Below are 19422 nucleotides of genomic sequence, written 5' to 3'. Positions count from 1 at the left end.
TTAATTGATAATGATTCTCACCAAATGAACGGAGGCTTCCTCTTGCTGCAAACATTACCCGTCGCTGCACCGCTCCGCTCGTTGCTGTTTCAGCTGACTGATGCGGAACTACATATTCAACCGGCAGGCTCTTGCGCTAAGGCTCTTTCAGCTCACTTTTATAGACTTCTAATATTCACTGGCGGTAGTGGACAGCTGATCCTTAGCGATCAAACCATAACACTGACTACAGATACATGTTATCTCCTATCTCCTGGAACTTCCTATAGCACGGACAATCAAGAGACGACTCTTTATTATTATCTCATCACTTTTACAGCAATTAATAATGCCGAGTTTCCCGAATATTATTCAGAGGAACTCCTTCCGGGTAGGCAGGAACTAATTGTCCACCCGTTCACTAGGGTAATCCGCCTTGCGGAAGATCTGCTTATGAGCAAAAAAAATGCCGATGATGTGCATTTTTTTAAGCAGCAATTAAAATTCCAAGAATTGCTGCTCTTACTCTTTGAGCATAATTATCCTTCCGAGCAGGTGCCAAGTCCCGCGGATTCCGTGGAAAAGACCATCCAATATATGCAAGATCACTATACGGAGAGTATCACCGTGAAGCAACTGGCTGAGCTCGCAGGGATAACATTGTGGCAATATACTCCGATCTTTCAAAAGCTTACCGGAAAAAGACCGCTCGATTACCTGACCGAACTGCGCATTAACCATTCGAAGCGTTTCCTTCTGGAATCCTCTGAACCGCTGCGTGAGATTGCTCGTCTGGTTGGCTTCTCCGATGAATATTATTTTAGTCGCCGGTTTCGTCAAAAGACTGGAATTACACCCGGACAATATGCGCATCAGCAAGGTCGGAAGCTTACTGTGGAAGACTGGACTGGCCATGTGGTGGATATTCCGGAGCGTCCAAAGCGCATTGTCTACCATGGTGAGACGCTTGGCGATCTGCTCGCATTAGGTATAAAGCCTATCGGAGGAGATGAGGTCTTTGCATGGAACAGAGTCTATAAACATCGACTTAAGAAGCTCTCTAACGTTGGCTTTCCTCTGGATCCGAAGCTTACCGCTTCATTACATCCTGACCTAATTATTATAGCTAATTCAGATGATAAGGCCTATCGAGCAGTCGTCGACATCGCCCCGACACTTACCTTTGATTCATTTGCTCCACTTGAACACCGTATGCGGACACTTGGAAGCTGGTTGGGTAAGCAGCACGAAGCAGAAGCATGGCTGGATTCATTCGCAGCAAAAAATGCTGCCATGTGGCAGCAGCTTTATATGAATACTCTTCGACCTGGAGAAACAGCTTCTGCATTGATTTATGACCATGGAAATCATCTATATGCTATGGGAATGTCCGGTTTGTCTACTGCTATCTATGCCCCTAACGGTTTACAGCCCACAGATGAGATCAAAGCGATTCTCGATGGAGAGTTAGGATTTGCAGAGGTCGATCCAGCAAGGCTGCCTTTCTACGCCGGAGATCATATCTTTATGCTTATTCCGGAACGTCAAGACTCGCGAGTTGCTATGGAGAAACTACTAGACAGCTCACTATGGAAGAATATACCCGCTGTACGTAAGGGGCAAGCTTATCTGCTTGACGGAAGCAAATGGAACTATGGAGATGCTTTAACACGTGAAAAGCTTCTAACGCTGTTGCCTAAGCTGCTTGGAGGAGGCTAATCAATCAGCTCTTTTAATAAAAATCCTGACCATGATGCTCAGAAGACTCAAATGAAATAGAAGTCCCACCATAAAGTATGCAAGCACAATAAAACCACTAGAAGCTTCTATAACAAAAAATAACTTGGCAGGCCAATAGGTAGGAATCCACGCCCCGATAAATTGCCATGGTGATGGAACAAAATAAGCTACGATTGGTCCTGCTATAAACAGACCACCGATCTTTGATAAAGCTAATCCTTCTACCTTATTTGCAGCGAAAGAAGCTAGGAATAATGCAAAACAAGGGGCTTCAAATGCTAATAGTATAAGGATGTATATATGCTCTAATTGGAAGCTAGATAAGCCGGAGACTATAAAAAATAGCGATGAAAGAAATGTACAGAGAAGAGATGGAAGAACTAGACGATACACCATGTACCCTCTGCGCATTAATGGTGTAACCGCGTAATAAGAGATGACATTCTCATCTCTTTCATCAAGCATTAAAAGACCTGTCATCATACCGGTTAGCATGGGAAAGGTCATGACTAAGAAAATCGCAGCAAAGCTCCTATATTTATATAAATCGAAAGTATAACCGTTCGTAAGCCAATCGGCTATCATTGGAAATCCAAATCTTGAGACGACTAGAAGTGCTAAAGGAGCAAAGATGCCGACCATAAGCACTGGGTCCAAACCAGTATGCCGGATATCGCTTATAAAAAGCATACGATACTTCTTCATTTTCTTGCTCCTCCCTTACCTATGCGCATCATTACATGATTTTCGAAGGACATTTTTGCCCATACGTATATCACAACATTCCATAGCAGTAATATCGATATGGAGTAGATGTAATTGCCAAATGACATAGCCGAGGTTCCCGAACTCAACAAGCGAAGTGTTCCTTCCGTAGGAAGCCATAAAAAAAGTTTGGAGTTCCACACCTTAAAATAACCAAGCAATGGAAGTATAAAAGGCAATGCGAATACTTGTGATAGTAGAATGAAACCATTAATTGTCTGACAACGAGCCACAACTCCAATCGACAATAACGTCATAAAGCTTGACGTTAGAATGATTCCAGTAGAAAAGCCAAACGGGGATTGCGGAATCCCGCTTGCTACTACATGAATAACCCAAGCGGCTAACAGGGATAGTACAGACAATGAGCCTGCTTTTGAAAGCAAATATTCTCTAACACGAATCGGAGTAACAAATAAAGGATCATGGATGCCCTGGTCTCTTTCCAGCAGCACAATCCCCCCTGCGAGAATAAGCCCTAAAGCACTCGGATCACTAAAGGTCAATAACAACATCGTTTGTTCTCGATAATGATCAGGAATAAGATGCAGCAATACCAAATAAAACGCACAGATAATGACGTAGATCCAATAAAACCCATGCCTCCATTGAAACCGGATGTCAAAGGCAAACGCAGATCTGAATCTCATGTTAACTGCCTCCCAGTTACGTCAATAAATATTTGCTCCAAAGACGCCTCCTGCGAATGAATGGTTTCTATTGGATGTTCACGAACAAGCTTTAAGAAATATTCATTCTCCCCTATATCATCAAGTGAGAATTCCTCATTTCTAACTTCATTATGATGGCGGTATTCCAGCCGCACTCGTTTTTTTCCATTTAGAAGCTTAAGCTCCCGAGGAGAATCAATCAACTTAATCTGACCGTCTACAATAAAAGCGACCCTGTCGCAGAGCTCCTCAGCGGCTTGCATATTATGTGTTGTAATAATTACAGTTGTCCCATTTGCCTTTTTTTCCAGGATTAAATCCTTCATTCGTTTCGCATTAACGGGGTCGAGCCCGGAAGTGGGTTCATCCAGAAATAGAATTTGCGGGTTATTTAAGAGTGCTCTACAGAAATTCAGCCGCATCTTCATCCCCTTCGATAACTGGGAGACCTTCAAATTTGCAGCTTCAGTGAGATTTACTTGCTCCAGGAGAAACCTCGGTTCCGCTGTTCTCCCTGAATACAGAGAGCGAAATAGCTGCAAATTTTCCAGCGCAGTAAACTTCGAATAGAAATTTGGAAACTCAAAAGCTACCCCTATTCGCTCAAAATACTCCGGTCCGGTATTTCTTATTTCCTTGCCCATTACGTTAACGCTGCCGAGATAATTTTTTAAGACTCCAATTAGTATTTTTTGTGTTGTGCTTTTACCCGCTCCCGAAGGACCGAGAAAACCAAACACTTCTCCTTGAGGTATGGAAAAGTTAAGTCCACTAAGGGTTGGCTCTTTTATTTTTGGGTAGGTAAAATGAAGCTCCTTCACTTCGATCATTTCATACTCCCCCAGTCATATTATCTTTCAAAGAAGTCATCCCCTCAGCCAGAACCCCTATCAAAAGCTCTATAGTTGCCTGATAGCGTTCATCACCGATCTCTTCCTTATGCAAAGACAGAAGGACTACAGAGCGAATCATGCTTACGATTAATTCCGGGTCAATCCCAACCATGATACCTTCGGCTTGCCATGATTGAATGAAAGGAATAAAAAAGTCTTTATCCTCTGTAAAATTTTGTTCCAACAACTCATTAGGTAACTTTCTTAATAGCTGCTCCATTTCGCTTCTTACGAACATCTGGCGGACGATCGGACTCTCTTCCATAATGCGGAAAGATTTCAGTAAAAATAATCTGATTTCTTCCTTATTTACAGGCACGCCTACGCTAAATGAATCGAACATTGTACTACGAATTCGTTGTTCCTCTTCAAGCAATATGTGATAGAACAATTCCTCTTTCGATCCAAAGAACATGTAAAACGAACCTTGCGCAATCCCGGCAGCTTTTGTTAATTCTTCAACACTAGTTTTTTTAATGCCATGTACTTCAAAACAGCGGCGACCTTCTGTCAACAATTTATGTTTAATCCATTCTCTTTCTTGTTCTGTGAATTTCTTAGGCATACATCTCAACTCGCTTTTATGGTTTTATGAATAATTTTATTTTATATTCACAAGTTAACCCGCCAACCATATTTTGTCAATCTATTTCTCTGTAAGCGCCAAATTAGCTTGAAAAATCTATGCTATAATCATGCAGTAACACGAAATGGACTAATGGGTGGGAATACACAAATGAAATTGGAACGTTTGATTTCTATGATCTACAAGCTGTTGAACCACGAAGTTTTATCTGCCTCCAAGCTGGCTGAAGAGTTTCAGGTTTCCCAGAGAACTATCTATAGGGATATCGATGTCATTTGTGCCGCAGGCATCCCGGTCGTATCGTATCAGGGAACTAAAGGCGGATATGGCATCATGGACGGATATAAAATGGATAAAAGCCTGCTCCGTTCTTATGATGTCACTTCTTTGATTACCGTGCTGAACAGTCTCTCTTCCGTGTTTGAAGACGAACAAGCGCAAGGAACCATTGAACGGCTGCAAACGATTGGAACAGAACAACAGACTTCTAGTCTAGCGGTGGATTTTGAAACACGTCGTATGGATCCCGATGCACTTTCTCTTTTACGTACGGCTATTACGGAACGAAATATCGTCCGTTTTGATTACATCAATGTAAAAAACGAACGCACAGCCCGTAATATGGAACCAGTAAAGCTTCATTTTAAATATAGCAACTGGTACATCTATGGTTATTGCCAGGAACGACAGGATTATCGAGAGTTCCGGCTATCCCGGATGATGAATTTGCTTCTGACACAGAATACCTTTCATTCCCAACATGAGGTACCCATAGAGGCCGTTTGTTCAAACAGGGTCGATCAGGTTGAGGAAGTCGTGATCCGGGTGGGACCTGAGGCTTTGGCAGAAGCGCTGGATCAATTTCACCAGGTAGATAAGGAATTTCATACCGATGAGAGCATGACGATGCGAATTCCTGTGTATAAACCATTGGAAGCCCGCTGGCTATGGTCAATTCTGCTAAGTTTCGGCAGCGGCGCTGAAGTCCTCGAGCCTCTTGCACTGCGAGGTATCTTAAAAAAGCAGTTGCAAAATACCCTAAATCTTTATGAAGAAGTATGACAGTCTGCTGTCATACTTCTTCTTTTATATTAACAACAGCTACAAAATAATCTATCACAACTCAAAAGGAGATCATACAATGACCAATCATCCAGTAGAAATGTTTAATTACCACATTTGGGCGAACCAAACGATCTTGGGAAGAATCAAGGAACTCTCTCCCTCTGTGCTAAATCAAGAAGTGAATAGCTCTTTTCCCACCATCGCTCATGCCCTTAGCCATATCTATGCGGTGGATACGATGTGGTATCTGGTTTTAACAGGCACTGGTATGCCTGAGGCTTTTCAAAAAAGTATCCCGCTAAATATGAGCATTCTAGATTCGGTTGATGAATACGCTAATCTTTTTGCCCAGCTATCTGAACAATACAAAGAATGGATACAAAACCAAACCGATTTGGAGCAGACTATTCTACTTGATAACCCATTCGCTGGAATCCGGCAAACACGTCTATCAGAAATTGTGCTGCATACCGCCAATCACGGGACTTATCATAGAGGTAATATATCTACTATGTTACGTCAGTTAGGACACGCTTCTACCATGAACGACTATTCCCTTTTTTGGTATCAGATGCCTGCGGAAGCTATTTAATTTATGCAGATTGAAAATCTAATTAAAGTGAAATCGAGAGAACATTTAAGAGCTTGGCTTCAGGAAAATTGTAAGACTGAAAAATCTTGTTGGGTACTCGTAAGTATGACGCCAACCCCAGAAACATTGCTATATTTGGATGTGGTTGAGGAATGTTTGTGCTTTGGATGGATCGATGGAGTGAAAAAGAAAGTTTCTGAAACGGAGCTGGCGCAGCGACTGTCTCCCAGAAGCAAACGAAGCTCTTGGACAGAATTAAATAAAGAACGTGTCCGCCGCCTCGAAAAACTGGGGTTAATGAGTGACGAAGGAAGAAAGTTACTTCCCGATATGAATCTCGCTTCTTTTAAAGTCGATAGGGTTATAGAACAAAGGTTAAAAGAGGAGCAGCAGGTATTTGAGAACTTCTTAACCTTTCCCGCTCTTTATAAAAGAGTCAGGATCGACACGATACAAAGCAATACACATCAACCAGAATTATTTAAGCGTAAATTAGATAAATTTATAAAAAACACTAAAGAAAATAAAATGTACGGTCAATGGCATGATCATGGACGGCTTCTAAATTATTAAACTGCTAGATCATAAGAATGCTTTGTAACTCTTGCAGATTGATTAATAAAGATGAGAAACCCAGTCATTCTCATGACCTTGGGTTTCTCTTTTTATATTTAAATATGGAAAAATAGCATAATGAACGACTTCCAGCTTACTTGAGCTCAGCGTTCAGCCTCTCAATCAACTCTAGCAATTGCAGTGGCTCACTAACTGTATACGTCGGACGCTCAGACTCATCTGCCGGCTCATGGGAATAACGGGGCGTCCAGCTCTGAAAAATGCTGGTGATGCCTAGCGCATTGGCCCCTTTCATGTCACGGCTAAGATTGTTGCCAATCATAACGGTACGGGAGAAATCCGCTTCAGACAAATCAAGCGCCCCAATAGCTGCCTTGAACATGCGCGGGCTTGGCTTGACTGCTTTGATATTCTCGGAAATAATCATGGCGCTGAAATAATCGCTTAGTCCATGCTGCTTAAATACATTTTTGAAGGATTGCGCATCACCGTCTGCAACCAGAGCAAGCGTGTATCCTCTCTCATGCAGGGTCTGAATCGTGATATCTGCTCCCGGAATCAGATCCGCACTCCGTACGATTCCTTCTTCATCCCTAATTTCAGTCGATTCATCAACAATGGTATCTCCGCTGTCAAAAAAGATAATTAACCTTTTCTCGTCCATGTTCTCAATAACCGTCCTCTTTATTTAATGGGTGAGTTGCCTGTGGATTCTCGGATCACCAGTTCAGGCTGCAATACAATTCTTTGCTTGATATCATCTGTATGATCCAGACTGCCGATCAGCAAATCAAATGCCATCTTCACCATCTGATTCATCGGTTGAGCAATAGTTGTTAACGTTGGATTCGTCACGGTTGACAAAATGGTATCGTCAAAACCAATGATAGAGAGCTGTTCCGGTACAGATATTCCCTCTTCCTTCGCAGCCTGGAGTGCGCCGATGGCAAGCAAGTCGTTGCAACAAAATAATGCTGTCGGACGCTCCACGCCGCGGAGAATCTCGGATGCTACCCGTTTACCGTCTTTGATATTCGACTCACACGCAAAGATATTCTTCGGGTCCAGTGAAATTCCAGCCTCAAATAATCCAAAGCGGAAACCCCTGACCCGCTCAAAGCTGCTGCTTACATTGAAATCCTCGGACAAAACCGCCATCTTGCGATGACCTTTTTCAAGCAAATGTTCAGCGGCAATAGCGCCTCCTTTGAAGTCATCGTTCAATACACGGTGGACAGCTATGTCTGCGGTCTCCCGCGCAATCATAACAATGGGGAAGGATTTCTCTACATGCAGCGCCAAGATATCCGCATTTCCCACACCTGTTCCGATCAGAATACCGTCAACATTTTTTTGCTCCAACAGCCGAATGTATTTCTCTACGCGTTCATCTTTGTTATCTGTGCTGCACACAATAACACTATACCCCTCGGAGTGTGCCAGATCCTCTACGGTTCTAGCTATCTCGGAAAAAAAGGGATTCGAGACATCTGGAATAAGAAGACCAATGGTATAGGTCTTCTTCCCCATTAGTGCCGAAGCAATGACACTGGGCTGATATTGCAGCCGCTTCATCACCTCAAGGATTTCATCTCGCTTCTTGTTGCTTACTTTTCCTTTACCGTTAATCGCATTGGAGACGGTAGCAATTGATACGCCCGCTTCCCTGGCAACATCATATATCGTGGTCGTTTTCATGGCATTAACCTCATTATAAATATTAAGTGGATCGGAGTCTTTGCATCCTCCCTTCACATAAGTTAAGCGCTTAACCTAATGTTACTATGACGACAGCAATAAATTCAATTCATTTTTCTTGGAGGTTTAGATACTTCGTCTTCTGCCGCTCAATGCTAGGCTTGGTGAATACGCCGGAACACACAAAGAAGTGCCCCGAAGCCATGAATTGTATGGCTTCGGGGCACTCTCTTTTTTCCAAATGGATATCTGATTTAAAATGGATTAAAGCCCCTCAGCCAGAATCCGTTTCAAAAACATCCCTGTATAAGATTCCTGTACTTCAGCGACCTGCTCCGGTGTGCCTTCAGCTACAAGCTTACCTCCAACTGTGCCCCCTTCAGGGCCAATGTCGATCACCCAGTCAGACTCCCGAATCAGTTCTAAGCTGTGCTCCACAACAACAACCGTATTTCCCGTATCTACCAATTTGCTCAATAAGGTATGAAGTTGCTTGATGTCTGACGGATGTAGACCTGTCGTTGGTTCATCGAGCAAATAGAGCGTATGATTTTTAGATGGCTTGCTCAGCGCTTTGGCCAGCCTGATCCGTTGTCCCTCGCCGCCTGATAAGGTTTTGACAGATTGTCCCCATTTAAGGTATCCAAGACCCACCTCACATAACGTCTCAATAATACCGGCCATTTTGGCCTCCGACTTAAGAATTGGCAAGCTTTCCTGTATAGACATGTCCAACAGATCTGAGATTGAGAAGCCATCATACTTCACCTGTAAGACCTCATCCGTAAACCGTCTTCCTTTGCAGGCGTGACACTTTACTTCTAGATCAGGCAGAAAGTTCATGTCTACGGACAATACACCAAGTCCCTGACAGGTTTCGCACCGTCCCCCCGGTGTGTTAAAGGAGAAATGCTTGGAGGTCAGTTTTCTTTTCTTCGCCTCTGGCAAAGCCGCAAATAACTGACGCAGATGTGTAAATACATCGGTATAGGTCGCTACATTAGAACGCTGCATCCTACCCATGGGTGATTGGTCAAAGATCACAATACTCCCGACTTCACCTAAACCCGTAATCTCCTTACAGCCTGTTTGTTCATGACCATTAGAGCTTCCTTGCGCAAGGATATCAAATATAAGCGTGGACTTACCCGAACCCGAAACCCCTGTTACAGATACAAGACAACCAAGTGGAATGGAGACTTCTTGAATATCAATATTCCGGTACTGTGCCTGCCGGATAGTGATCTGCTTTCCGTTCCCTTTTCGGCGAATACGTGTGGGAACTTCGAGACGCTCTTCTCTGAGATAAGCTCCTGTAACCGAAAGCTCGCTTGCCATCAAATCTTCTAAACTACCTTCACCAACAACGATTCCACCATGCAGTCCAGCACCTGGACCCATATCAATAATATGATCCGCAGCACGCATCATCTCAATATCATGTTCAATAACGAGCACAGTATTCCCAAGATCACGCAGCTCCTGAAGCACACGAATAAGGCCAACTGTATCCCGAGGATGTAGTCCCGTCGTCGGTTCATCCAGAATGTATAACACACCGGTCAACCCTGAACCCAGCAGTGATGCTAGACGCAGGCGCTGTGCTTCCCCGCCAGATAAAGAGACTGTCTGCCGGTTCATGGAAAGATAACCTAGGCCAACATCGATAATCCGCTTTAGTCTAGTAGGCATATCATGAAGGATCGGTTCAAGTAGATGTAGACCTTCGGCAGGCAGTGCCGCCTCCAGTCCTTTCGTCCACTCATATACCTCACTAAGCGACCAGTCGGATACATCTATGATCGATGCGTCAGCTACTCGAACTAGACGAACTTCTTTTTTCAGGCGAGCTCCTAGGCATTCCGGGCATTGCTGCTCATGAAAAAATCCGCCATCTTTCTCCTGCGCACCAGCCTCCCCTTCCTTCTCCTTATACCGCCGCCACAAACCGGGTATAACACCTTCAAACTTCGTCCCTTGGATTGGCTTAATATTAGGGAAATGGCGTTTAAAAGCTTCACTCTCCACACCGTAGTAGAGCAAATCACGCTGAATCTCACCGTAATCCTTCAACGGTTGATCCGGGTCAAACACAAATCCGAAATGTTTTCCCGCCGCTACTAATATCCGCATCTGTATATCCCGATGAACGCCATTCAGAGAAGCTACTCCCCCCTCTTTCATACTAAGCTCTGGATTAAATACCGCTGCTTCATTTATAGTCGCCACAGACCCAAGTCCACCACAAGCTTCACATGCCCCTTCCGGCTTATTGAAGGAAAAATGTGACATGCCAAGTTTCTCAAGATCAGCTCCGCAATGCGGACAGCCCATCGACTGACCTTCCATTTCCTCGTCTTCTTCTATTAGTAGCCCCCTCGCTTCAAAAGAAGGTGGTATGCTACCCTTGCAAGAAGGGCAAATCCGCTCCCCTAATCTAGAAAAAATAAACCTGACAAAGGTATAAATGTCAGTTACAGTCCCTACTGTCGAGCGTGGATTACGATTCGTAACATGCTGTCCAACGCTAATGGATGGAGACAGTCCAGCAATGGACTCGACCTTTGGTTTACTGATCGTATCTGAAGTCATGCCCATGGAATCTAAATACTGTCTTTGGCATTCCCGCTGAAGTGTATCCATAGCTAACGTCGATTTTCCTGATCCCGAAGGTCCCGTCAGAACAACAAGCTTATACTTAGGAATCGTGAGCGAGACATTCTTCAGATTGTTCTCTCGTGCACCTTTAATAACAATAGCTTCTTTCACCATGATTCCCCTCTCAATTAAAGCAATCACACCTAGATATATCTCTTATCCATAACCATTTACGAATGCTGTCATACTACTTTTTTTGCAAAAGTATGCTTAATTCGATAGAATGTATTTGTAAAATAACACATTTTAAAATAACTTCATAATCAAATATCTCGATTGACGAGATATAAAGATTTTAAAAGGGGCGTTATCCTTTGTCAAGCCATGAACAAGCACAACCTACACCAGAGCAAGAACAATTCACCTTACTCATGCGTGGTCTGGGAACCCGAACGGTGGTATACCAGCAAAACGTAGCCGCCTCTCTTGGGTTATACAATAATGATTTTTTGTCTGTGGATATCCTGCGTGAAAAAGGCCCCATTACCGCTGGAGAGCTGTCCAAACTAACTGGACTTGCCACAGGTAGCGTTACTGCATTAATAGATCGTCTCGAAAAAAACGGATACGTTCGCAGACAAAATGACCCTAATGATCGCCGTAAAGTAATTATTGTCCCGTTGTATGAAAATAAAGAAGATGTCATTGACACGTACATGCCACTTCATACCGCTATGGTTAAATTGGCTGCTTCCTATACGGATGAAGAACTTGCCCTCATTTCACAATTTTTAGGCAAAGCCAGCACCGTTCTAGACGAGCAGATTGATCATCTCAGTTCCCCAACGCGTAGTAAGTCTTCTTCTTAAAGCTCATAGTTATAAACTTAAAAGGACGATAACCAAAGAGTCGAATGACTTTTGGTTATCGTCCTTTTGTTAAATTATAAGAAAAAAATAAGTTAATTCTATCTCCGAATACCAATCGTTACAATTTCGCATGGACCGATCTGTAAGGCCGAACTACCTTTCTCTTCGCTAGAGAGTGGGTTGCTCTCCTCTTCCAGGATCGACGTCTTATAGAAATACTCCTGCGGTATCGTTGAACGGATGGTCAGGTCGGTACTTTGCTGACTCATGTTGTACCAGCGAAGCAGCAGGTCTCCAGTCTGCTCGTTCATTTTTAGAGAGGAAAATGCGAGCTCCTGACTCTCCCATTCGAATGGAGTATACACCGGAGCAATCGCTCCTTCATGTACATCAGTCTGACATGCGACCCAAGGAATCTGGAATTGATAAGCTTCAGCAAAAGCACCTGAGGTTATACCATCTCCTGTGTGTGGGATTAGCTCCATACCTACAACATGCTCTCCGAGACATTGCGCTTCTGGAGTTGGGAACAAACCCCAGTCTCCCAATTCGCCCACACTGCGGAGTAATGTAATCGCAATGGTGTTACGACCATCTCTTAGCACTTCATATTCATTTAATCCAAAGTTAGCGACGGTTAGACCGGCTGTTTCATTACTGATATCAACAAAGGCCTGCTGATGCTGCGTGTTACTCGGATTCATCCATTCTGTAGCTGGCTCAATATTCCGCTCCGCAACCTCAAACATCGAATCCACATGATGTGTGACGGCGTTCAAATCTGTCGGAAATAACACACGAATCCGGTGATCTTTGGCTTTATTGTCTATCGTCGTTTCGATATGCAACCCTTTCCCGCCCCGCTCCAAGCTAATTACGGTACGAAGTTTAAGAATGACTGTGTCACTACTGCGCTGCGCTTTCCGCTCGGGGTAGTACACAAGGGCACGCTGTTCCTCGTCCAGCTTATTATCTGCTGAGGCTGGAATCTCCCAGTCATGCTTAATTTCCACAGACGCTCGATAAGGTGTATTTTCCAAAACGCAAATATTCGCCTGTAGTCCCTTGGTCGTTAAAGCTTGTTCACCCTCTGGCTGTTTATACATGTATTCATTCCCGATATCACCTGTGTTCTCATACACACCAAGATCCCGGTAGGTCATGCCACTGGCTTTGTCACTTAGCGTAAATGAACCATTATCATGGATCACTACTTTGATGGCCTCATTCTCCAACACCCGATCCCCTTGAAGCAAAGATTCAGGAGCTATAGGCAACCCTGCGTTAGCACGACGAACCCACGCATATGCACGAAGACCCAGCGCCGGAACTTGCACAGCTTCAAAGGTAAGTCTTACTCGGCGGCACATATAGGGCTGGCGGAATTTATCGTCAGGCAAATCATAACCAAACTGAAGACCCAAATCCTCCATCTGGCATGTAATGGTATTCCCTTGATCGTCTACTAATTCACGACCGTTTAAGTCAATATCTTTCATACGGCTGGCCGTTTCTTCTAGAGAGAAACCCTCTCTCAAATATAGACGTGCCGCATCAATTTCTATGCTCACTGTACCCGTGCGTCTCCACCCTGTCATATTCATGACTACTAACGGAAGCACTTCTTCACCATATGCTGCAAAACCGGACGTATTCACAGCTTCAGCGATCATGCGCTTACTATCATCAACAATGGTCTCTGCTACATGACGGCTTTTATCAAACCGGGTTACCATTTCGCGATGTACCTCATCCACGCTGCAGCCACAAATGCTGTCGTGAGGATGGTTCTGCATTAACGTCTTCCAGGCATAGGTGAACAGATGATGAGGGTAATCTTTGCCCAATACATGTGCGAATGAAGCGAGTGGCTCAGCCACCTTTTCAAGCAAGACTTGCCCTTCCTGATTCATCTGTTTCAAATAGACACGAGCAGATGCAGTATTCACTAACGTCCCCCATCCGTCAGTGTGCTGGCTCCGCAGTTCGCCCTTTACGGTCGACAAGTTGTTGTGATCCATTACATCTTCTACAGCTTTAAGGTAATCAGGGAAGTTGGAATGGATAAATTCCATATCTGGATATAACCGCTTCGCAGTTTCAATAGCCTCCGGCAAATCCAGTTGAGCCGGTTGATGATCGCAGCCGTTCATGAATAACAACTCGCCTGTAGAGGCAAATTTCCGAGCATCTGCTAACTTCTTCTCCCAAAACTCTTTTGCCTCCGCTTCATTCACTGGCACTTCGTTTCCGTTCGAATACCAATTCGCAAATAGAATTCCAAGCACTTTCGATCCATCCGGACCTTCCCATATCAGCTCGGAGAACGAAGATTCATATCCACCGTCCGATACTGTATTGTTGAATCCAGTCGGCTTTACACCTCTTCCAAAAAAGGCATTATTGATGCCTGATTGCTTCATTAATTGTGGAGTCTGACCCACTAGACCAAAGGTGTCCGGAAAATAACCGATCTTAGAAGGTTCACCGTAACGCTTCGAATCCTGATGACCAATCTGCATATTACGTACATTTGCCTCTCCGCTGGTAAGGAAAGCATCTTGCAGAATATACCAAGGTCCAATCAGAAGACGACCTTCCGTAATATGTTTTTGTAGACGATCTTGATTCTCGGGGCGAACTTGAAGATAATCTTCCAGAATGATTGTCTGTCCGTCAAGATAAAAACTCTTAAATTCACCATCCTCATCCAATCGATCCAGCAATTCATCGACCAGTTTAATCAGGCGTACATGATGCTTCTCATATGGAAGATACCATTCCCGGTCCCAGTGAGTATGAGAAATAATATGGGCAGTCTGAGGTTTAATAGATTTATTTGAGCTATCCAATGTGAAGACCTCCTTATATGCAATACGTACTCTCTACTAAGATCCTTAATGTAGTAGATGTGGATAAGTTATATGGATTTCAACTTCCTGCTGGCGATACACGCCAAGAAGATCACCTTTATAGTCCGTAGCAAACAGGACTGAACGTTCCTGTTCCAACAAGAACGCGTAGGTTCGGCCAGTGGCTGAATCCTTCACCTCGATTTTCGCATCCTGAGCAAATTCCGATACGAAGGTGAAGAGAGCTCCTGTAGCAAAGCTCAATTTCCGTCCGTAGATACCTACTAAGTCCCCTCCGCTAATCCACTCCAAGTCACACTCCACATGAGCAGCATGGAGCGCGTAGCGATACAGTGCAGACGTAGTATCACTTCGGTCGCTCAATTCAACCGGCAGTGGACTCCATAGGAGTCGACCCTTGCCAAGCGGGATGTTTATGACTGAGTCTATAGTAGAGCTTCCGCTTCCGCCGGATTCGTGAATCATCATTTCCTTCGATACCTCAGCAATCCGTCGGTGACCGAAGGAGACGGGGAGTTCTTGGCCTTGAAGGCTAAGCACTTCTTCACGGCGCACATTACGCAATTCACGCTTGCCAAGAATATCACTTAAACGCTCTGAAGAACGCCAGTAAGCATCAATGTCGAGCGGGCCTGTAGCAAGCAATACCGCACCTGTCTCTTCGACGATGTGTAACAACCTTTCCATCGCTGCATCATCGAAGTTATGCGCGCTTGGCAGTATAATAAGCTTCACAGGATGGTTCTCCAAATCATCTAGGTGGTATTCAGAAGCCCCTCTGAAAGGCATCTTTATATCATATGAAAGAATACGGGTAAGCTCTGTTGTAGCAGCGAAAGCCAGCTTCCGGTTAGAGAAATCATTCGAATACGGAAACACCACAGCGATCTCTTCCAGTTTCCGATCTCCAAATACGTCACGAATGCCTTCTATAAACTTCCCGAAGTCATAAGAGACATCCGCCTCTGGCTTTTCGGTTCCATCTGCTCTCAATGCTCCGATATGGGACTCATTCGCATTATCCATATAGAAGTTCGTATTCCAAATCCAGTGTATGGCCCCCGCACCAGCAGTTCCAAACGCATAGGCATATTTGCGTTCGAGAAGATTTCGCAGCTCTAGCTCCGAACGTTTGGCTCGTCCATCAGGAGTTTCTACATACATGACGCCAGTCTCTTGAATTAGGTTTGGCTTATTAGGTGTCTTGGCAAAGATGCCGTCCCACACCAGATAATCATTAAACCACCAGGAATGTACAGTGGTGTAATCCACCGCCTCCTCGTAGAAGAACGGCGAAGGTCGCTGTGCCCCTAGCCCTTCATCCTGACCGACCGTAACCATCTGATCTGGACATTGCTCCTTAATGGCGTCAGATAACTGCTTCACCCAGCGGTTATGCATATCCATGGAGAACAAGCAATAATCAAGCCAACGCGTCCCTCTTTTAGCACTGTGCATATCCTGTACATCGAAGTTCATCTCTTTCGCTTCTGGCAGCCCTGCCGATTCAAAGTCAGGAAGCTGTGCGGGTGTCATATTCCAACGTTCCTGTAGTACTTCGATTTCCCCATGTCTATGTCGAAGCCATTCTATGAAAGCTTGTTGCTCGAAGCGATCATGACATGAACTCGGACCATCCGAGAAAATCCGTGCCGGATCAAACATCGATGGTTCATTAATAAGATCCCAATCTACATTCGAAGACGCTTTATGACGAGATACAATAGAACGAATGAACCGCTTCTGAGCCTCAACACTTTGTGGGTCCAAATAAGGATTCACCCCACCCCACGTTTCCGGTGTGAAGGAGAAGAACGTGAAAGTCACCTGAAGATCATGCTTCTTGGCCGTCATGATAAAGGCATCAATCGCTCGCAGTACCTCTTCTGAAACATGACCATCGTCTTGCATCACGTTACGATAAGCAGTCCAGATTCCTGTTCGGATCCAGTTAATCCCTGCCTTCCGCATTTGACCCATATCGCGATCCCATACCCCAACGTTCGGTAGAAATAGAAATTTCCGTGCCACATCACTCGTCATATAAGTCATCCCCACAACAGGTAGCGGACGCCCATCTTTTATGAAATAATCTCTTCCACTCGTTACCGGTTCACCTGCTGCCAGAAGTTCAGGGGCATGCCCCCAGAACCCTTGACGTAGAATACGGACCTCACCATCACTGGCTTCCGCTTCGCAGATCACTTGGAACAGACCACTCCTAATTTCCAGAGGAATAGGCACCCGAACGATGTTAAGCTCAGCATTAGCCTTCATCTCCAAACAATCGGACCAACGCAAGGAGGGATCGGATTCATGCTCAACATTCATTGTTAACTTCCAATTGTCTTCATTTCGCAAAGAAGGTTGTACCCGCTCAAGCTGCTGAATCTGAAGTGTCAGAGAAGCCCGTTCTCCTGACTCATATGACGCGTAATTTGGCTTAACCCACATTTCCGTTACACCCTTACTACAGAAACGAACCCACTCAGACATCGCGGACAGCCCTTTTTCCTTCCATAAAGAAGCCGTTGCAGCCGTATTTACGAACAGCCAGCGTGAGCCTGCAAATAAACCAATCGTATTCTCCCAAAGAACTACTGGAGCAGCAGTTTCCCGCCCCTCATGCGTAATTCCCTTCAAAAGCGGGTAAATCCGTGTGCTCATCGGACCTGCTGACCCCATTTGATGGGGTAAATCACTCGTCTTCGTCGTATGTGGCACAAGGTTCCATGTCTCTTCACTCGCTATAAAAAGAGCTTCTTGCCCCTTAAGCAGAGGAATGACATCTGATGCAAGCAAGGACTGGTTGCGAGAACAATCAACACGCAGTACCTCATGAATAGACAGCTCTTGATGATAAGAGGTCTGCTCCGCTTCCACATGCCATTGTTCATTTTTCCACCGAACGGGTTGTTTGAAGGGGGCACCTCCAATGCTGATCAGTCCACCACCTCTTTGCAAATATCCAAGAATGTCTATCCATGCCGCTTTTGGAAAATAGGGTGCATGCAGATTAATGAAACATCCACCTTCGGTTTCCTTAAGCGTTGCTGCAAGCTGATTCGCATTCACGATCATACCGAACTCACGCATGGATTTAATCGCGTCACTAGGAATCGAATTGGAAATTGGGAAATCAGAATCATAGAATATGATTACAGGTCTGCTCATAGTAGTCCTTCCTTCATAGTTTTGTAGACTAGTTGGGAGAACAGACTATTGGACCATGCAAACCATTTTCTAGTGAATATATTCGGGTCATCGACATGAAATCCTTCATGCATAAAACCAGTCCCCGCATCCGTTGCCTCTAGCATCGCAAGCATGTCCAGCTTCTCTTCCTTCGTGGAAGCCGTCAAACCTTGCATAGACAATGCCATATGCCAGATATAATCTTTCGGAGTATGTGGACTGCCAATCCCTTTCGCTGCTGTTCCTTCGAAGTAAAAAGGATTCTCCTTGCTCAGCGCAAATCGCCGTGTATTCTGATAAATCTCATCATCTGCTGTAACATAGCCGAGATAAGGAATCGACATGAGCCCCGGTGTTCCCGCATCATCCATCAAGCAGTAGTTGCCGTAGCCGTCGGTCTCATAGGCGTAGATTGGTCCGAACCTCGGATGACGATAAATACCATACAGCTTGATTCCATGATCAATGTCCGCTTCTAATGCTTTAAGCTCTTTTAGAAATTCAAGATCACGGAATACCCATTCTGCGAATTCCTGCATATGACGTAATGCAACAACGGCGAACATATTCCCCGGGATATTGTAATGGAAGTCGCAAGCATCATCGCTTGATCGGAACCCGGACCAGACCATCCCCGTGTAATTTACAGGCATACCAAGACCGTTGTTGCGTAACGTATCTTCAGGTATTCCATTATTACGCATAAAGCTGTAAGGAGATAATTCAGCATGGCGCTGCTCAGTTTTAAATAAGTTGTATATTTTGACCATTGCTGCCTTAAATCCGGCGTCGAATATATCAGTCTTCCCCGTTTCTTTCCAATAGGCATAAGCCAGACGCATAGAAAAACAGAGAGAATCGATCTCGAATTTACGTTCCCACACCCAAGGGGACATTTCCGTAATATCGCTAGTGCTCCAATGCCAGTCATTCGCTGTTTCGTTAAACGCATTGGCATACGGATCAATATGTATATACTGAATATGTCGTTTAATTAGACCGCTAATGATACGTTGAAGATCCGGATCATTCTTCGCAAATGGCACATAGTGTATAACCTGCTCCACAGAATCTCGCAACCAGGAAGCAGGGATATCACCAGTAATGATGAATGTTGTTCCATCATCCATGAGCTTAGTCGTTGTCTCAAGTGTATTCGGGAAGCAGTTCTTGAAGAGCTGCAATAGTTTAGGCCGATGCGCTAATTTCTCCTCTGCTTCGTTCAATACTTCTTGAATCGATTGTGGAAGCGGAAGCTTCGGCATTGAGATGGTTGGCAGTCTGAATTGTTCCATATTCCCACTCCTCTTGATAAAAATGAG

The 19422-nt window shown here is 44.5% G+C and carries 15 protein-coding genes; 5 read left to right on the top strand and 10 right to left on the bottom strand.

What is annotated here, in order from left to right; translation table 11 throughout:
- The first annotated feature begins 42 nt into the window (after positions 1 to 42).
- On the top strand, positions 43 to 1698 hold the full coding sequence (locus H70737_RS10610) for a helix-turn-helix domain-containing protein (RefSeq protein WP_231573426.1): 1656 nt from the start codon (positions 43 to 45) through the stop codon (positions 1696 to 1698).
- On the opposite strand, the gene H70737_RS10605 is transcribed toward H70737_RS10610, so the two are convergent.
- Genes H70737_RS10605 through H70737_RS10590 form a run of 4 tightly spaced genes read right to left on the bottom strand, consistent with a single transcriptional unit; the run spans position 1699 to position 4613 of the window.
- Positions 1699 to 2424 carry a hypothetical protein gene (locus H70737_RS10605; protein ID WP_042187033.1) on the bottom strand — a complete coding sequence of 242 codons (726 nt, stop codon included), beginning with the start codon at positions 2422 to 2424 and terminating at the stop codon, positions 1699 to 1701.
- Positions 2421 to 3134, bottom strand: coding sequence for a fluoroquinolone export ABC transporter permease subunit (locus H70737_RS10600; RefSeq protein ID WP_042187031.1), 714 nt, complete (start codon positions 3132 to 3134; stop codon positions 2421 to 2423). The genes H70737_RS10605 and H70737_RS10600 overlap by 4 nt, the downstream gene beginning before the upstream one ends.
- Entirely contained in the window at positions 3131 to 3985 is an 855-nt protein-coding gene (locus tag H70737_RS10595; RefSeq protein ID WP_042187029.1) for an ABC transporter ATP-binding protein, read from the bottom strand. The genes H70737_RS10600 and H70737_RS10595 overlap by 4 nt, the downstream gene beginning before the upstream one ends.
- A gap of 1 nt (position 3986) precedes the next feature.
- Positions 3987 to 4613 (bottom strand): TetR/AcrR family transcriptional regulator, encoded by a 627-nt coding sequence (locus tag H70737_RS10590; RefSeq protein ID WP_042187027.1) that lies wholly within the window; start codon positions 4611 to 4613, stop codon positions 3987 to 3989.
- Positions 4614 to 4784: 171 nt separating this feature from the next.
- On the opposite strand from H70737_RS10590, the gene H70737_RS10585 reads away from it, so the two are divergent.
- The 3 genes from H70737_RS10585 to H70737_RS10575 all read left to right on the top strand — a co-directional run bounded on the left by H70737_RS10585 (position 4785) and on the right by H70737_RS10575 (position 6864).
- Positions 4785 to 5696: a helix-turn-helix transcriptional regulator gene (locus tag H70737_RS10585; RefSeq protein WP_042187025.1), complete on the top strand. Its 912-nt coding sequence runs from the start codon at positions 4785 to 4787 to the stop codon at positions 5694 to 5696.
- A 79-nt stretch (positions 5697 to 5775) separates the two neighbouring features.
- Positions 5776 to 6291 carry a DinB family protein gene (locus H70737_RS10580; protein ID WP_042187023.1) on the top strand — a complete coding sequence of 172 codons (516 nt, stop codon included), beginning with the start codon at positions 5776 to 5778 and terminating at the stop codon, positions 6289 to 6291.
- Between the two features lie 3 nt (positions 6292 to 6294).
- Positions 6295 to 6864: a YdeI/OmpD-associated family protein gene (locus tag H70737_RS10575; protein WP_042187021.1), complete on the top strand. Its 570-nt coding sequence runs from the start codon at positions 6295 to 6297 to the stop codon at positions 6862 to 6864.
- A gap of 136 nt (positions 6865 to 7000) precedes the next feature.
- Here H70737_RS10575 and H70737_RS10570 read toward each other — a convergent pair whose 3' ends face one another.
- From H70737_RS10570 to uvrA, 3 genes are all read right to left on the bottom strand, one after another.
- Positions 7001 to 7531 carry an HAD family hydrolase gene (locus tag H70737_RS10570; RefSeq protein WP_042187020.1) on the bottom strand — a complete coding sequence of 177 codons (531 nt, stop codon included), beginning with the start codon at positions 7529 to 7531 and terminating at the stop codon, positions 7001 to 7003.
- 20 nt (positions 7532 to 7551) lie between these two features.
- The gene (locus tag H70737_RS10565) at positions 7552 to 8565 is read right to left on the bottom strand and encodes a LacI family DNA-binding transcriptional regulator (protein ID WP_042187018.1); all 1014 of its coding nucleotides are present in this window, start codon (positions 8563 to 8565) and stop codon (positions 7552 to 7554) included.
- 264 nt (positions 8566 to 8829) lie between these two features.
- Complete coding sequence (gene uvrA, locus H70737_RS10560; RefSeq protein WP_042193668.1) at positions 8830 to 11334, bottom strand: excinuclease ABC subunit UvrA; 2505 nt, start codon at positions 11332 to 11334, stop codon at positions 8830 to 8832.
- Between the two features lie 260 nt (positions 11335 to 11594).
- On the opposite strand from uvrA, the gene H70737_RS10555 reads away from it, so the two are divergent.
- Positions 11595 to 12032, top strand: coding sequence for a MarR family transcriptional regulator (locus tag H70737_RS10555; protein WP_231573481.1), 438 nt, complete (start codon positions 11595 to 11597; stop codon positions 12030 to 12032).
- A 98-nt stretch (positions 12033 to 12130) separates the two neighbouring features.
- Here the strand turns inward: H70737_RS10555 and H70737_RS10550 are convergent, their stop codons facing one another.
- Genes H70737_RS10550 through H70737_RS10540 form a run of 3 tightly spaced genes read right to left on the bottom strand, consistent with a single transcriptional unit; the run spans position 12131 to position 19395 of the window.
- On the bottom strand, positions 12131 to 14884 hold the full coding sequence (locus tag H70737_RS10550; protein WP_231573425.1) for an alpha-mannosidase: 2754 nt from the start codon (positions 14882 to 14884) through the stop codon (positions 12131 to 12133).
- A gap of 45 nt (positions 14885 to 14929) precedes the next feature.
- Complete coding sequence (locus tag H70737_RS10545; protein WP_042187013.1) at positions 14930 to 18079, bottom strand: beta-galactosidase; 3150 nt, start codon at positions 18077 to 18079, stop codon at positions 14930 to 14932.
- Positions 18076 to 19395, bottom strand: coding sequence for a glycoside hydrolase family 125 protein (locus H70737_RS10540; RefSeq protein ID WP_042187012.1), 1320 nt, complete (start codon positions 19393 to 19395; stop codon positions 18076 to 18078). Before H70737_RS10540 ends, H70737_RS10545 begins: the two co-directional genes overlap by 4 nt.
- Positions 19396 to 19422: the final 27 nt, after the last annotated feature.

It is taken from the genome of Paenibacillus sp. FSL H7-0737, from assembly GCF_000758545.1.
GTDB lineage: Bacteria > Bacillota > Bacilli > Paenibacillales > Paenibacillaceae > Paenibacillus_AQ.
Note: the sequence above shows the minus strand (reverse complement) of the source record. Positions and strands in the feature narration are given on the sequence as shown.

Excerpts from the sequence above, each read along its gene's own strand:
- H70737_RS10605 (WP_042187033.1), bottom strand. The coding sequence starts at position 2,424 with ATGAAGAAGTATCGTATGCTTTTTATAAGCGATATCCGGCATACTGGT.
- H70737_RS10600 (WP_042187031.1), bottom strand. The coding sequence starts at position 3,134 with ATGAGATTCAGATCTGCGTTTGCCTTTGACATCCGGTTTCAATGGAGG.
- H70737_RS10595 (WP_042187029.1), bottom strand. The coding sequence starts at position 3,985 with ATGATCGAAGTGAAGGAGCTTCATTTTACCTACCCAAAAATAAAAGAG.
- H70737_RS10590 (WP_042187027.1), bottom strand. The coding sequence starts at position 4,613 with ATGCCTAAGAAATTCACAGAACAAGAAAGAGAATGGATTAAACATAAA.
- H70737_RS10585 (WP_042187025.1), top strand. The coding sequence starts at position 4,785 with ATGAAATTGGAACGTTTGATTTCTATGATCTACAAGCTGTTGAACCAC.
- H70737_RS10580 (WP_042187023.1), top strand. The coding sequence starts at position 5,776 with ATGACCAATCATCCAGTAGAAATGTTTAATTACCACATTTGGGCGAAC.
- H70737_RS10575 (WP_042187021.1), top strand. The coding sequence starts at position 6,295 with ATGCAGATTGAAAATCTAATTAAAGTGAAATCGAGAGAACATTTAAGA.
- H70737_RS10570 (WP_042187020.1), bottom strand. The coding sequence starts at position 7,531 with ATGGACGAGAAAAGGTTAATTATCTTTTTTGACAGCGGAGATACCATT.
- H70737_RS10565 (WP_042187018.1), bottom strand. The coding sequence starts at position 8,565 with ATGAAAACGACCACGATATATGATGTTGCCAGGGAAGCGGGCGTATCA.
- H70737_RS10555 (WP_231573481.1), top strand. The coding sequence starts at position 11,595 with ATGCGTGGTCTGGGAACCCGAACGGTGGTATACCAGCAAAACGTAGCC.
- H70737_RS10545 (WP_042187013.1), bottom strand. The coding sequence starts at position 18,079 with ATGAGCAGACCTGTAATCATATTCTATGATTCTGATTTCCCAATTTCC.
- H70737_RS10540 (WP_042187012.1), bottom strand. The coding sequence starts at position 19,395 with ATGGAACAATTCAGACTGCCAACCATCTCAATGCCGAAGCTTCCGCTT.